Raw genomic sequence first — 13,942 nt, forward strand, 5'->3', positions numbered from 1 at the left:
GACGGAACGGATAGGGGCGGCAAGACGTGCAAACGTGATTGAGGGCGTGCGGGCGATTGGCCAGAATGAGCGCCATGGGCGAGCGAGGCGGGGGCGGCCGATCTCACGATGTGTGCCCTTACCAAGGTCTGGTGCCGTTCGAGAGCACGAAGGCCGAGCTGTTCTTCGGGCGTACGCGGGCGACCCGTAGCCTCCTGGACCGCCTGGGCCGGCGGCTGGCACGACGCGGGTCCATCCTGCTCGTCTCGGGCGCCTCGGGGGTGGGCAAGTCGTCATTGCTTCGAGCGGGGCTGATGCCGGCGCTGGCGGAGGGGATGTTGCCGCTGGCCGGGTCGCGGGACTGGCCGCGCATGCTGGTGACGCCGAGCGCGGATCCGTTCGGTGCGCTCGCCGCGGCGTGGGTGCGGCAGTTCGGCGGGCCGGTCGAGACGGTGGCTACGCGATTACGGGACGATCCTGCGGAAGCCCTCACCGGGCGGTTCGTGCTGGTGGTGGACCAGTTCGAGGAGCTGTTCACCCTGGTGGGCGACGAGCAGGAGCGCCAGGCGTTCGTACGGACTCTGCATGCCCTGGCGGAAGGCCGGGACGGCGCCGGAGTGATCGTCGGGGTGCGCGCCGACTACTGGGATCGTTGCGCCGCGTACCCGCAGTTCGCCGAGGCGATTCAGGACGGTCAGGTCATCGTCGAGCCGATGACGGAGCCGGACCTGCGGCTGGCCATCACCGGCCCCGCGGCCACGGCGGGCCTGCGGCTCGAACCGGGGCTGGTGGAGATCATCCTGGCGGAGCTGCGCACCGGTGATCGGTACGCGGAGCTGCGCACCGGCGACCGGTACGAGGCCGGCGCCCTGCCCCTGCTCTCCCAGGCCCTGCGCAACACCTGGGAGCGGCGCGAGAAGGACACGCTGACGGTCCGTGGGTATGAGGACTCCGGCCGGGTACGCGACTCCGTACGGCGTACGGCCGATGAGGCCCTCGACGGGTTGCAGCCGGACGAGCGCAAGGCCGCGCTCAGGTTCTTCCGGCGGATGACGACGATCACCGCGGGCGGCCGGGTGGCGCGGCGCCGGGCGACACTGGCCGAGCTGCACGCCGCCGCATCCGCACAGGACGCGCGGGACGCGCAGGACGCACGGGACGCACAGGACGCACGGGACGCGCAGGACGCACGGGACGGGCAGGATCCGGGGGACGCACGGGAGCGGGAGCGGGAGCGGACGGCGGCGTTGCTGGCTGTGTTCGCCGACCGGCGCCTGCTCACTCTGCACGAGGACAGCGCCGAGATCGCCCATGACGCGCTCCTGACGGCCTGGCCCACCCTGCGGCAGTGGCTCGAACCGGATCTCGCCGCGCAGTCGGTGTACGACGGGCTCGTCGAGGCCGCCGCGCAGTGGGCGGACAACCACCGCGACCCGGCCTTCCTCTACCGGGGACCCCGGCTGCTGGCGGTCCAGGACAGCCGGCCCCGCTGGGAGCGCGACCCGGACAGCTTCCCCCCGCCCGGTGCCACCGTGGAGAGCTTCGTCACGGCCTCCACCCGGGAGGCGCGGCGGGTGACCCGGCGCCGCCGGCTCGTCATGTCGGGGCTGGCAGCGCTGTCGGTGCTCGCCCTCGTCGCGGCCGGCACCGCCGTCAGCGCGGCGGACGACGCGAACCGGCAGCGCGGGCTGGCCAGCTCCCGCCAGCTCGCGGCGCAGAGCGAGGTCACCGGCGACACCGGCCTGGCCTCGATGCTCGCCGTGGCGGCGTGGCGGATCGCGCCCACCGACGAGGCCCGCAACCGGGTGCTGACGGCGGCGACCCGTACCGGCAGGGGGACCCTGACCGGGCACGCGCGGGGCGTGTCGGCGGTGGCGTTCAGTCCCGACGGCGCGAAGATCGCGACGGGGAGCGACGACGGGACGGCGCGGTTGTGGGACGCGGCCACGCGGCGGCAGCTCGGCGCACCGATCACGCGGGCGAAGTACGACTGTTCGAGCGTACGGCTGGCCTTCAGCGACGACGGCCGGACGCTGGCCACGGCGTGCCTCGGCAGGGTCCGGTTCTACGATGTGGTCACCCGTCGCGAGCTGGGCGCCGAGGTGAAGGCCGGCGGGGTGGTCAACGCGCTGGCGTTCAACCCGGACGGCAGGACGCTGGCGACCGGCGACAGCAGCGGCGTGGTCCAGCAGTGGGACGTGGCCACGCGCCGCCCGTCCGGGGCTCCCATGGGCCGGCCGGGCGAGGGATCCGGCCACGGGACGGCCATCCACGCGCTCGCGTACAGCGGGGACGGGAAGATTCTGGTCACGGCGGGCGAGGACAAGACCGCGCGGCTCTGGGACACCGCCACGTCCCGCCGGCTCGGCGCCTCCTTCACGGGACACACCCAGCCCATTGTCGACGTCGCCATCAGCCCGGACGGGTCGACCCTGGCGACCGTGAGCTGGGACCGTACCGGCCGGGTGTGGGACGTGGCCACGCGCGCGCAGAAGGGGATGCTCAAGGACCGCACCGCCGGTTACCACTCGATCGCCTTCAGCCCGGACGGCACGCGGATCGCGACCGGCGGGGACAGCGGGCGCACCGTGGTGTGGGACACGGCCGGCCGGCAGCAGTTGTTCGCGCTGTCCGACAACTACGCCGGGGTCGACGACATCGCGTACAGCCCGGACGGGACGGTGCTGGCCGCCGCCGGCGACGACGGCGTGGTCCGGCTGGCCGACCCGCAGGTACGTCAGCAGAAGGGGACCCGCGTGCCGGCGTTCGGCGCCGTCGCGCTGAGCCCGGACGGGCGGATCCTGGCCACCGGCGTCGCCGACGAGAAGAGCCCCGACCTCCAGTTGTGGGACGCGGCCGGCCAGCGCCCCCTCGGCCCGCCGCTGCGTCCCGTGGCTGCCCGACCTGCGGCGGCGTACCGGATGGAGTTCACCCCCGACGGGCGGACGCTTCTGTCGGAGGGCCTGGACGGGGTACGGCTCTGGGACGTCGCGAGCCGCCGCGAGATCGCGCACGAGAAGTCACTCGCCCACGCCAGGATCAGCTCCGACGGCAGGTTCGTCGCCGCCCAGCGGGACAAGTCCATCGTGTTCTGGGACCTCGCGAGCCGCAGGGATACCGGGGCGCGCATCACCGTACGCGACGGTACCGACGTCATCACGGCGATGGCGCTCAGCCCCGACGGCACGATCGTGGCGACCGCGGGCTTCGACAGCCGGATCCGGTTCTTCGACGTCGCCACCGGCTGGGAGCGGCCTGGCCCGACGTTCACGGCTCACGGCGGGCTCGTCAACGACCTGGCCTTCAGCCCCGACGGGCAGCGGCTGGCCGTCACGGCCTACGACAACAGCGTGCGGCTGTGGGACGTGCCGCACCGGCGTGCGGTCGGCATCGGCCTGATCGTCGAGGAGGGTGTGATGACCACGCTCGCCTTCAGCCCCGACAGCAAGGTCCTCGCCACCGGACTCACCAACGGCGAGGTGCAGCTCTGGGACCTGCTGACCTACCGGCGGCTCGGCTCGGCGATGAGAGGCCACACCAAAGGCGTGACCGATCTCGTCTACAGCGCCGACGGGACGACGGTCGCCACCGCCTCGGGAGACACGACCGCGCGGCTGTGGAACGTCCGTACGCCTCCCGACCTGGTGGCCGCGGCGTGCGCCAACGCGGGCCGCTCCCTCACCCGCGAGGAGTGGGAGAATCTCGTGCCCCAGGAGGAGTACCGCCAGACGTGCCCCTGACCCCGGCCCCGACCCCGACCCCGATCCTGGATTCGACCACGGATTCGACCACGGAGAGAGCGAGGATGTTCCTGCGAGGCTTACGGCGGCGGACAGGCAGGCCCGTCCCGGAACTGGTCGCGTTGTTCCGTTCGATCGTCGAGGGCGGCCGCGACTTCCATCCGATCGCGTCCGACTTCCTTGAGCACTTCATGGACGGTACGGGCGCGTCGAGGACGATGTCGCAGCGGTGGTTGCGCTCGTTCAAGGTGATCAAGAAGGCCGAGCGCAAGAATCAGCGCCGCTTCGAACGGCAGCTCGCCGGCCGGGCCCGGCAGCTGCGGGAGGGTGAGTCGAGCTGGTTGCACGACCACTGGGACGCGCGGATCAACGCCTTCATCGGTACGGAGCTGTTCTACGTCAGCAGGATGAGCCTGCTGCGCTCGCAGGGGTCGTTCATGCTGACCAGGGACGGGCCGGAGACGCGCGTGTCCGGCACGGTCCGGCACCGCTGGTTCGACCCCTACGACTGGGACCGCGGCCGCTGGGTCTACATCCCGCGCCACGGGCTCGTGCCCATCGCGGTCGGCCGTGACCTGGTGGCGGCCGACCAGGCCCGCAACTTCCTGATGGAGTCGCGTCACGTACAGACGCTGGAGGGCCGGTGCCGCGACGGCCGGTGGCCGCGGCGCGGCAGGGACGAGTTCGGCTGGTCGCTGGTACGGGCGGGAGAGGGATGATCGAGGAGCGTCCCCGTCCGCCGGATCCTGCCGGGGCGGTCAGCACCGCGGACTTCGTCCAGTCGCTGGTACGGCTCAAGCAGTGGGCGGGCGAGCCGTCCCTGAGCAGGCTGCGTTCGCTCGGCGGCCAGACGACGGCCACGGACGGGGCCACGGTCGACGCGTTGCCGAAGAGCACGGTCTCACACGTCCTGCGGCAGGCCGACCGGCTGCCGCGCTGGGATTTCGTCCGGGCCTTCGTCACCGCCTGCTTCCACTACTGCGACTACCCGGCCGAGCTGATCCCCGCCGAACTCGAACGCTGGCGGGCGGCCAGGACGGCCCTGGCGGAACCGTCCGCGCCCGTCCCCCGGCCGCCGGCCCAGCCGGCCGCCGCCACCCCCGATCCCGCCGTCGAGCTGCTGATCCGCCGCGTGGTCCGCGAGGAGGACAGGGCCCGCAAGGGGCTGCTCGGCGGCTACAACCTCGCGGAGCTCTCCTTCAGTCAGTACGGCGAAACCGGCAGCCGGTACGGCGAGACCGGCAGTCAGTACGGCGAGACCGGCAGTCAGTACGGCGAGACCGGCAGTCAGTACGGCGAACCCAGCAGTCGGCACGGCGACAGCGGCGACAGCGGTGAGGCCGAGCATGATCTGGGTGCGATCGGCCGCTTCTTCGGTGACCTGGGCTCGCGCCGCCTGCTGGTCGTGGGCGAGTCGGGGGCGGGCAAGACGGTGCTCGCGATCGAGCTGGTGCTGCAACTGCTGGAGCCCGTGCTCGCCGCCGGCGGCCGCCTCGACCAGGGCCAGTTGGTGCCGGTACGGCTGAGCGCGGCCCGGTGGACCCTCGGCAGGCCGTTCGAGACCTGGCTGGCCGAGCAGCTGGCGCAGGACTTCGGGCTGGCGGCCAGGGACGCGCACCGGCTGGTGCGCGATCGCCGGGTGCTGCCGGTGGTGGACGGGCTGGACGAGCTGGACCCCGAGCCGGGATGGGGCCCGCCACGCCGGGCGATCGGGCTGCTGGCCGAGCTCAACCGCTACAGCGACCTGTCCGGCCGGCGTCCTGGCGCGGTGGTCGTGACCTGCCGGGCCGACCGGCACGCCGAACTGCGCGCGGCCGGGGCCGGGCTCGACAACGCCGCCCTGATCCACCTGCACACCCTGACCGGCCGGCAGATCGGCGCGTACCTGCGTGCCCGCTGGCCGGACGGGCACCCGCACGGCCCGCGGCGCGAGGCCGTCCACGAGGCGCTGTCCGGGCCGGCGGGCAAGGCCGTGCACGCCGCTCTCGCCACGCCGTGGCGGCTGGTGCTGACCGTGACCGCCGTGGAGTCCGGCGCCGATCCTGACGAGCTGCTGCGCGTGGATCCGGGGCTCGACACCGGTGCGGGGGCGGCGCGGATCGCCAGGAGGCTGCTGGAGGCGTACGTGCCGGCGGCGACCGTGCTCACGCCCCGTACCGCGCACGGGGCTCCGTACCAGCCGGACCAGGTGCGGTCGTGGCTGGTGCTGCTGGCCGGCCACCTCCGCCGGCAGGCTGTCCGGGGGGCCGAGGCGGACCGGCCGCCGCCCGGCCTGACGGCGATCGACATCGTGCCGCACCTGCTGTGGCCGATCGGCGGGCGGCGGCGGGTCCTGATGGCGCACTGCCTGGCCTGCGTGCTCTTCTCGTGCATCGCGATGCTGGCGTTCTGGACGGGATCGGCGGCCGGCGGCCCCGGCGCCGAGCGGCTGCTCACCCTGACGCTCATGGCGAGCTGGGTGGCCATCGCCACCGGCCTGTCGCTGTCGCCCTGGCCGGCCGCCGCCGGTGGGCGCGGCGAGGTCCCTAGGCGGCGGCGGGTGATCGGCGGCCTGCTGGGCGCCTTGGCGGGGGTGCCCGTCGGGGTGCTCGGCGGCCTGGCCGGGCTCGTGCTGACCGGGGAGAGGGTCTTCGGGCCCGGCTTCGCCGTCGTCGCGGGCGGCATCGGCGGGCTGGTGCTCGGCGCGGTCATCGGGCTGACGGCGGCCGGACGGAGGGGCGCGGAGCGGATGACCGTCTTCGAGGTGCTCCGCGCGGAGCCGTTCACGCTGCTCGGCTTCGGGTTGTGCGGCGCGCTCACCGGGCTGGCGCCGCTGCGGTTGGCCCACGCCGGCCCGCTGCCGCTGGCGGCGGGGGTCGCCGGCGCCTTCGTCCTCGCCTTCACGCTGGGGGTCGTCTTCAAGATCGCTACCGGAGGCTGGAGCAGGGACGCGGAGCTGACCCACCCGCGTGAGGCCCTGCGCCGCAACCCCATGATCGGGATGGCCTTCGGCCTCACCGGCGGGGTCGCCGCCTTCCTGGTGTTCGTCATGAACACCGGCGTCGTGGAGTCGCTGGTGTGCGCGCTCGTCGGCGGGGTGACGTTCGGGCTGGCCTTCGGCGCGGTCGCGTGGGCCCGTACGATGATCGGGCTAGTTGTCGCGGCCACGCGCGGCCTGCTCCCGCTGCGGTTGTGGGCCTTTCTCGACTGGGCCTGCGAGGCCCGGCTGCTGCGGGTCAGCGGCGCCACCTACCAGTTCCGGCACCGCGAGTTCCAGGACTTCCTGACGCCCGCCGACGGTGACAGGTGAGCTCAAGGCCACCGCGCAGCGGGACCGCGCAGCGGGACCGCGAAAAGCATCCCGCCACGCGCTCGATGTCGGCCCGCTGCTCACTAGAGCCGACACCCTCCGGCACGCCAGTATGGGCACTTCCCGACGAACAGGAGAGAGCCCGTGGGCAAGGTGGTCATGTACGGCTCGGTGTCGGTCGACGGCTTCATCGCGGACCGGACCGACCAGGTCGGCCCGCTGTTCGAGTGGCTGTCCAACGGTGACGTCCCGCTGGACGAGAGCGGGGAGATCAAGGTGTCGCAGGCGTCCTACGACTACACCCGCTCGTACTGGGACGAGATCGGCGTGACGATCGTCGGCCGCCACGTCTTCGACATGACGAACGGCTGGGACGGCAAGCCGCCGGGCGGGATCGCCCATGTGGTCGTCGTGACGCACCGGCCGATGCCCGAGGGCTGGGACCCCCAGGCGCCGTTCCACTTCGCCGACGGCATCGAGGCCGCCATGGCGAAGGCACAGGAGCTCGCGGGCGGCCGCACGGTCGAGGTCGCCGCCGGGGACGTCGGCGGCCAGGTGCTGGCCGCGGGGCTGGTGGACGAGGTGGCCATGGACGTCGTGCCCGTGGTGTTCGGATCGGGCAAGCGCTACTTCGGCTCGGTCGACGCGCAGCATCTGCTGGAGGATCCCGATGTGGTGATCCAGGGGAACCGGGTGCTCCACCTGCGTAGTCGCGTACGCCGATGAGGTGCCCCGGGCGGTGGCGGGCGAGGTGGCCCGCCACCTGGTGATCACGGTCCAGGCGGTGGCGGCCGGCACCCGGCATCATGCGGCCGAAAATCATTTGCCCTCGTGGGGCGGGTTCGGGGAACGTGGTGTCCATGCTGATCTGACGCGGACACTCCCGCCATTTCCCGATGCCACGGCGCTCGCTCGCGCCGTGCCCTGTTCAGCGAAGAGAGCGTCCTTGTCTCAGCAACACTCCAGCCCGCCGGCCACGGTGACCGTGTTCGCCTCCCCCACGAGCTGGATCGAGTCCGATGCCGTCGCGCAGTGCCACCAGGTGGCCGCCCTCGACGGCATGACGCACGTCGCCGCCATGCCGGACCTGCACCCCGGCAAGGGCGCCCCCATCGGCGCGGCCATGGCGTCGACCGTGCTGTACCCGTTCCTGGTGGGCTCCGACATCGGGTGCGGCATCGCCGTGTTCCCCGTCAAGCTCAAGCGGGCCGTACCGGAGAAGCTCGCCGCCCGATTCCCCGATCTCGATCGCGCGCTGAACCCTGAGCGGGATGCCGACGACCCGGCCTGGGCCGTGCTGAAGGGCGATGTGCCCGCGGGTCACGTCGAGGGCCTCGGCACGGTCGGCCGGGGCAACCACTTCGTCGAGCTGGCGCGCATCGGCACCATCCTCGACGCCGCTCACGCGAGCCGGCTCGGACTCGACGCCGGTGACCTGGTCCTCGTCGTCCACAGCGGCTCCCGCGGGCTGGGCGAACGGATCCTGCGGGCGCACACCGAGGTCCACGGCGCGGGCCCCGCCCCCGATCCCGCCGCCTACCTGGCGGCGCATGACGACGCCGTACGGTGGGGATCGCTCAACCGGCGGCTGCTGGCCGCCCGGGTCGCGTACGCGCTGGGATTCGAGCCCGCCGAGCCGATCGTCGACCAGTGCCACAACCTGGTCGAACTCCGCGACGGGAGCTACCTGCACCGCAAGGGCGCGGCGCCGGGTGACGGCCGCGACGTGCTCATCGCCGGCACCCGCGGCACCCCTTCCTACCTCGTGGCCGCCCACGCCGGGCCGGACGCCGGCCACTCCGTGGCTCATGGCGCGGGCCGCAAGATGTCGCGTTCCGACGCCCTGCGCCGGGGCCGGGCCAAGCACACGGTCGAGGAGCTGCGCCGGACGCCGGTGGGGTCGCTGGTGGTGTGCGGCGACCGGCAACTGCTCTTCGAGGAGGCGCCGACGGCCTACAAGCGCATCGAGCAGGTGATCGCCGACCTCGTGGACCATGCCCTGGCCACGCCCATCGCCACCACGATCCCGCTGGTCACGTACAAGACTCCCGAGAACCACGGCAAGCGGGGGCGGCGGTGAGCGTTCACCTGCTCCTGTCGGCCGGGCGCGGCCCGCAGGAGTGCGCCTGGGCGCTGGCCGAGCTGCTGCACCGCCTGGAAGCCGACGCCGCCCGGCGGAACCTGGGCACCCAGCGCGCCGAGACCGTCCCGGGTGACCGGCCCGGTACCTACCGATCGGCCGTCGTCCGCATCACCGGGGACGACGCCGAGACGTTCGCCGCCTCGTGGACCGGGACTCTCTGCTGGCAGGCCCCCAGCCCGTACCGGTCCAGCACCAGCCGGAAGAACTGGTACGTCACCGCCCGGCCGTGCCGGCTGGACACCCCGCGCACCACGTTCGCCGAAGCGGACGTCGACGTCGTCGCCTGCCGCACCGGCGGCCCCGGCGGCCAGCACCGCAACAAGGCCAGCACGGCCGTACGAGCGACCCACCGTCCCACCGGACTCGTCGTCGTGGTCGACACCGAACGGCAGTTCACCCTCAACCGCCGCCTCGCCATGCGGCTGCTGCGACAGCGCATCGAGAACGATGACGAGGCAGCGGAGCGCGCCGCCACCACCGCCCGCTGGCACGTCCACGACGAGCTCGTACGCGGCAACCCCACCCGTACCGAACGCCCGGTCCGGTCCCCGCGCTGACGCGAGCGTCCGCTACGAACGCAGGCGTCCAGCAGCGGGGTCCGCTTCGACAAAGACCATGACTTCCGTAACATATGTGAGCCATGTATCGGATGTGACGTAAGGGGCGTAAGTGACCGGCCTTTCCCGCAGGACTCTTCTCGCGGCGGCGCCGGCGGCGCTGATCGCCGGGCGCCCAGCGCAGGCGGCGCCACCTGCCCCTGGTGTCCGCACGTCGGGAACCGCGCCGACGCAACTGGCGGGGTACGACAACCTGCTCAAGAAGTTCGTGCTGGATCGCCAGATCAGGGCCGCGCAGCTGGCCATCATGAAGAACGGCAAGATCCTGCTCGCGCGAGGCTACACCTACGACGACTACTCCAGGGTGCCGGCCGTCCCATCGCCGACGTCGTTGTTCCGGATCGCCAGCCTGAGCAAGAACATCACCTCGGCCGCTGTCATGCGCCTGGTGCAGGACGGCAAGCTGAGCCTGTCCGCCAAGGTCACTCAGCTGCTCGGCCTCACCCCGGCCGACGCCCGGATGGAGCAGGTCACCGTGCTCCGCCTCATGCAGCACCTCGGCGGCTGGGACCGCGACGTCTCCAAGGACCAGCTCTGGCTGGACCACACCATCTCGGCCGCGCTCGACGTGCCGCTGCCGATCGGGCACGACGACATCATCCGATACGCCACCGCCCGCCCGCTCGATCACGCCCCGGGCACCAAGATGGTCTACAGCAACTACGGGTACCTGCTGCTCGGCCGGATCATCGAGAAGGTCTCGGGGCAGCCCTACGAGACGTACATCAAGACCAAGCTGCTCCAGCCGCTCGGCATCACGCGCATGCGGCTCGGCGAGAGCCTCAGGAGCGAGGCCGCGACCGGCGAGGTCCGCTACGAGTCGCAGTACACGAACAAGACCGTCCTGGACACCTCCGGCACCACCGTCCCGTACCCCTACGGCGGCTTCAACATGCCCAACCAGGACGCCAACGGCGGCTGGCTGGCCTCCGCCGTGGATCTGGTCCGCTGGACCCTCGCCTTCGACCGGCCGGGCACCGTGCTCAGCTCGACCTCGATCGCCAAGCTGGTGGCCAAGCCGGAGATCGGCGTCAACGAGTACGGCTCCTGGTACGGCGGCGGCTGGTGGTGCCGCCAGGTCACCGGCCACCTCAACACCTGGCACAACGGCTCGATGCCGGGCACGTTCGCCTACCTGGCGCGGCTGCAGAACGGATTCAGCTACGCCCTGCTGTTCAACCGGCGTGAGGAGAGCGGCTCACTCGACTACGACGGGATCGATGACGACATGAACAAGGTGACCGTGTCGTCCTGGCCCACCACCGACCTGACCTCGAAATACTTCTGACCCGCGCGGTCACTCCCCCGGCCTCGGGCCGCTCCGCACAGACGGCTGGTCCACGACGTGCATCCCGTGCCGTAGGGGTGACCGTGCCTCGCTCAAGCGAGCGTGGACAGTCGGGGCCGAGTCGCCGGCGGTCCCGGTTCCGGAGCGGGGCAGGGAAAGGCGCGCCGATATTCGGTGGGCGCCACCCCGAGGTGCGCGGCGAAATGGTGGCGGAGGTTGTTCGCGCTGCCGAGCCCGCTGCGTTCGCTGATCAGCTCGATGGGCAGGTCGGTGGTCTCCAGGAGTTGTTGCGCGCGGGCGAGCCGCTGGTGGAGCAGCCACTTCATCGGGCTGGTGCCGGTCGCCGCCCGCAGGTTGCGGTGGAAGCTGCGCACGCTCATCCCCGCGCGGGCGGCCAGGTCCTCGACGGTGAGCGGGTGGTCGAGGTGCTCCAGCGCCCAGTGCAGGACGGGGGCGATCCCGTCGTCGGTCACGGTGATGGCACGCTCCACGAACTGGGCCTGGCCGCCCGGCCGGTGGGCGGGGACCACGAGGCGGCGGGCGAGCTGGTTGGCCACCCTGGCGCCGAGGTCACGGCGGACGATGTGCAGGCACAGGTCGAGCCCGCCGCTGAGCCCGGCGCTGGTGAGCACGTCGCCGTCGTCGACGTACAGGACCGAGTCGTCCACCCGAACCTGCGGGTACAGGTCGGCCAGCTCGCGGGTGTGCTCCCAGTGGGCGGTGGCGGGGCGGCCGTCGAGGAGGCCCGCGGCGGCGAACGCGAACACGCCGTTGCAGAGCGAGACCATCCGGGCGCCCGCGGCACTCGCGCGACGCAGAGCGTCGAGCAGTTCCTGGGGCAGGTCGCGGTCGCCCCGCATGTACGCCTCCGGCACGACCGGGACGATCACCGTGTCCGCCCTCTCCAGCTCCTCCAGCCCGTACGGCGCGTTGCACGTGAACCCCGGCGCCGCTGAGGGCGTCCCCGGGCGCATCCCGACCACCCGCAGGTCGTACCACGGGTCCGCGAGATCGCTGTGGTCGACGCCGAAGACCGCCGTGGCGATGCCCAGCTCGTACATGTCCCACATCGAGATGGCGTCGTCGATCACGACGAGCGCCACGGTTCCAGCACTCACAGAGCTCACCCTATGGCAGTAATTTGGTGAATATCGGCACTCCTGCCAATGTCGGCCGTCGGCTCGCGTTGCCATCATGGTGGCCGTCACCACCGAAACGGACAGAAAGCGACAGACATGGCAGGAACACCCGTCACCGTCATCGGCATGGGCATGATGGGCCGGGCGCTGGCCTCCGCCTTCATGAACGCCGGCCACCCCACGACCATCTGGAACCGCACCCCGGGCAGAGCGCAGGCCCTGGTCGAGGCCGGCGCGAGCGAGGCTCCGACGGTGGACGCCGCCGTCGCCGCCGCCCCGCTCGTCATCGTCTGCGTACGGGACTACGGCGCCGTACGCGACCTGCTCACCCCGGCCGAAACCGCGCTGTCCGGCCGCGTCCTGGTGAACCTCACCTCGGGCGCGTCCGACGAGGCCCGCGCGATGGCCACCTGGGCTGCCGAACGCGGGGCCGAGTACCTGGACGGGGCGATCATGATGACCCCGCCGGGCATCGGCGCGCCGGAGACGGTCATCCTGTACGGAGGCCCGCCCGCCCCGTACGAGACGTACGAGCAGACCTTGCGGGCGCTGGGCGGCGGCACCACGCTCATCAGCACCGACGTCGGCCTTCCCTCGTTGTACGACGTCGCGCTGCTCGGGATCATGTGGTCGACGTTCAACGGCTTCATGCACGCCGCGGCGCTCATGGACACCGAGAAGATCGCGGCCACCGACTTCCTGCCGATGGCCACCGACTGGCTCAAGGGAGTGGCGTCGTTCCTGACGGCCTACGCCCAGCAGATCGACGAGGGCTCCTTCGCCGCCGAGGACGCCACCCTGGAGACCCAGATCCCGCCGGTCCGGCACCTCATCCACGAGAGCCGGATCCGCGGCATCGACGCCACCATGGCCGAGTACACCGGCAAGCTGCTCGCCGAGGCGGTCGATCGTGGGCACGCGCTGGACAGCTACGCCCGCATCATCGACCACTTCCGAGCGTGAACGCCGCCACCTGGGCCGACCTCGTCGTCGAGGCGGCCGACGAGACCACCGCGAGTCTGGGGAAGGTCGCCGGTCAGGACTGGACGCGCAACGCCGCGGGGCTGGACTGGACTTGCCGGGCCACCCTTGACCATCTCGCCCTGGGTGTCGTCGGGTACGCCGGGCTGCTCATCGCCCGTCCGGCCGATCGGTACGTCACTCTCTTCGCCTCCCTCGATCCGCAGGCGGCCATCGCCGACTGTCTGGAAGGGATCAGGATCGCTGGTCGTCTTCTGGCCTCCGCCGTACGTGAGGCCGACAGTGACGTACGCGCCTGGCATCCATGGGGGCGCTCCGATGCCGTCGGCTTCGCCGCCATGGGGGTCGTCGAACTGCTCGTCCACGGTGTGGACATCGGCCGTGCGCTCGGACTCGACTGGCGGCCGCCCGAGCGCCTGTGCTCCCCCGCGCTGCGGCGTCTCTTCCCTGAGGCTCCGGACGGTGACGACGCGGCCGAGCTCCTCCTGTGGTGCACCGGCCGTGCCGAACTTCCCGGTCATGGTCGTAGAGTGCGCTGGCAGTGGGCCGGGACCGTCCGCTGAGCGCTCCTGTTCCGTGCCAGGGCGTTCGGCGCGGCATCGTGGCTTTATCTGACCTTGATCGCGAAATGGTTCTGACGGCCATCGAGCCCGCGGGAGCCGCAAGGGGACGGTAGCGAATCTGATCCGCGTGCTCGAAGCAACAGTGAAAGGCCCACAGGCACGGCTCCCAGCGTCCGAACGACCCCCTCCACCAGGGGAGAGAT

Annotated in this window: 10 protein-coding genes; 9 read left to right on the top strand and 1 reads right to left on the bottom strand. The window is 72.0% G+C overall.

What is annotated here, in order from left to right:
• Positions 1 to 74: 74 nt before the first annotated feature.
• The 7 genes from OHA68_RS06890 to OHA68_RS06920 all read left to right on the top strand — a co-directional run bounded on the left by OHA68_RS06890 (position 75) and on the right by OHA68_RS06920 (position 11,056).
• Positions 75 to 3,719, top strand: a complete 3,645-nt coding sequence (locus tag OHA68_RS06890) for an nSTAND1 domain-containing NTPase (RefSeq protein WP_327106836.1) — start codon at positions 75 to 77, stop codon at positions 3,717 to 3,719.
• 65 nt (positions 3,720 to 3,784) lie between these two features.
• The gene (locus tag OHA68_RS06895) at positions 3,785 to 4,438 is read left to right on the top strand and encodes a hypothetical protein (protein ID WP_327106837.1); all 654 of its coding nucleotides are present in this window, start codon (positions 3,785 to 3,787) and stop codon (positions 4,436 to 4,438) included.
• Positions 4,435 to 7,008, top strand: coding sequence for an NACHT domain-containing protein (locus OHA68_RS06900; protein WP_327106838.1), 2,574 nt, complete (start codon positions 4,435 to 4,437; stop codon positions 7,006 to 7,008). The genes OHA68_RS06895 and OHA68_RS06900 overlap by 4 nt, the downstream gene beginning before the upstream one ends.
• 144 nt (positions 7,009 to 7,152) lie before the next feature.
• Complete coding sequence (locus tag OHA68_RS06905; protein ID WP_327106839.1) at positions 7,153 to 7,734, top strand: dihydrofolate reductase family protein; 582 nt, start codon at positions 7,153 to 7,155, stop codon at positions 7,732 to 7,734.
• A 220-nt stretch (positions 7,735 to 7,954) separates the two neighbouring features.
• Positions 7,955 to 9,088, top strand: coding sequence for an RNA ligase RtcB family protein (locus OHA68_RS06910; RefSeq protein ID WP_327106840.1), 1,134 nt, complete (start codon positions 7,955 to 7,957; stop codon positions 9,086 to 9,088).
• Entirely contained in the window at positions 9,085 to 9,708 is a 624-nt protein-coding gene (gene prfH / locus OHA68_RS06915; protein WP_327106841.1) for a peptide chain release factor H, read from the top strand. Before OHA68_RS06910 ends, prfH begins: the two co-directional genes overlap by 4 nt.
• 112 nt (positions 9,709 to 9,820) lie before the next feature.
• Positions 9,821 to 11,056 carry a serine hydrolase domain-containing protein gene (locus tag OHA68_RS06920; RefSeq protein WP_327106842.1) on the top strand — a complete coding sequence of 412 codons (1,236 nt, stop codon included), beginning with the start codon at positions 9,821 to 9,823 and terminating at the stop codon, positions 11,054 to 11,056.
• Positions 11,057 to 11,148: 92 nt separating this feature from the next.
• On the opposite strand, the gene OHA68_RS06925 is transcribed toward OHA68_RS06920, so the two are convergent.
• Positions 11,149 to 12,126, bottom strand: a complete 978-nt coding sequence (locus tag OHA68_RS06925) for a GlxA family transcriptional regulator (RefSeq protein WP_407674488.1) — start codon at positions 12,124 to 12,126, stop codon at positions 11,149 to 11,151.
• A 96-nt stretch (positions 12,127 to 12,222) separates the two neighbouring features.
• On the opposite strand from OHA68_RS06925, the gene OHA68_RS06930 reads away from it, so the two are divergent.
• Both OHA68_RS06930 and OHA68_RS06935 read left to right on the top strand, forming a co-directional pair.
• Positions 12,223 to 13,158, top strand: coding sequence for an NAD(P)-dependent oxidoreductase (locus OHA68_RS06930; protein WP_327106844.1), 936 nt, complete (start codon positions 12,223 to 12,225; stop codon positions 13,156 to 13,158).
• Positions 13,155 to 13,739: a maleylpyruvate isomerase N-terminal domain-containing protein gene (locus OHA68_RS06935; protein WP_327106845.1), complete on the top strand. Its 585-nt coding sequence runs from the start codon at positions 13,155 to 13,157 to the stop codon at positions 13,737 to 13,739. Before OHA68_RS06930 ends, OHA68_RS06935 begins: the two co-directional genes overlap by 4 nt.
• The last annotated feature ends 203 nt before the right edge of the window (positions 13,740 to 13,942 follow it).

It is taken from the genome of Nonomuraea glycinis (genome assembly GCF_035920485.1).
Taxonomy (GTDB): domain Bacteria; phylum Actinomycetota; class Actinomycetes; order Streptosporangiales; family Streptosporangiaceae; genus Nonomuraea; species Nonomuraea glycinis.

Coding starts and splice junctions, on each gene's coding strand:
- OHA68_RS06890 (WP_327106836.1), top strand. CDS start 75: ATGGGCGAGCGAGGCGGGGGCGGCCGATCTCACGATGTGTGCCCTTAC.
- OHA68_RS06895 (WP_327106837.1), top strand. CDS start 3,785: ATGTTCCTGCGAGGCTTACGGCGGCGGACAGGCAGGCCCGTCCCGGAA.
- OHA68_RS06900 (WP_327106838.1), top strand. CDS start 4,435: ATGATCGAGGAGCGTCCCCGTCCGCCGGATCCTGCCGGGGCGGTCAGC.
- OHA68_RS06925 (WP_407674488.1), bottom strand. CDS start 12,126: ATGTGGGACATGTACGAGCTGGGCATCGCCACGGCGGTCTTCGGCGTC.
- OHA68_RS06930 (WP_327106844.1), top strand. CDS start 12,223: ATGTCGGCCGTCGGCTCGCGTTGCCATCATGGTGGCCGTCACCACCGA.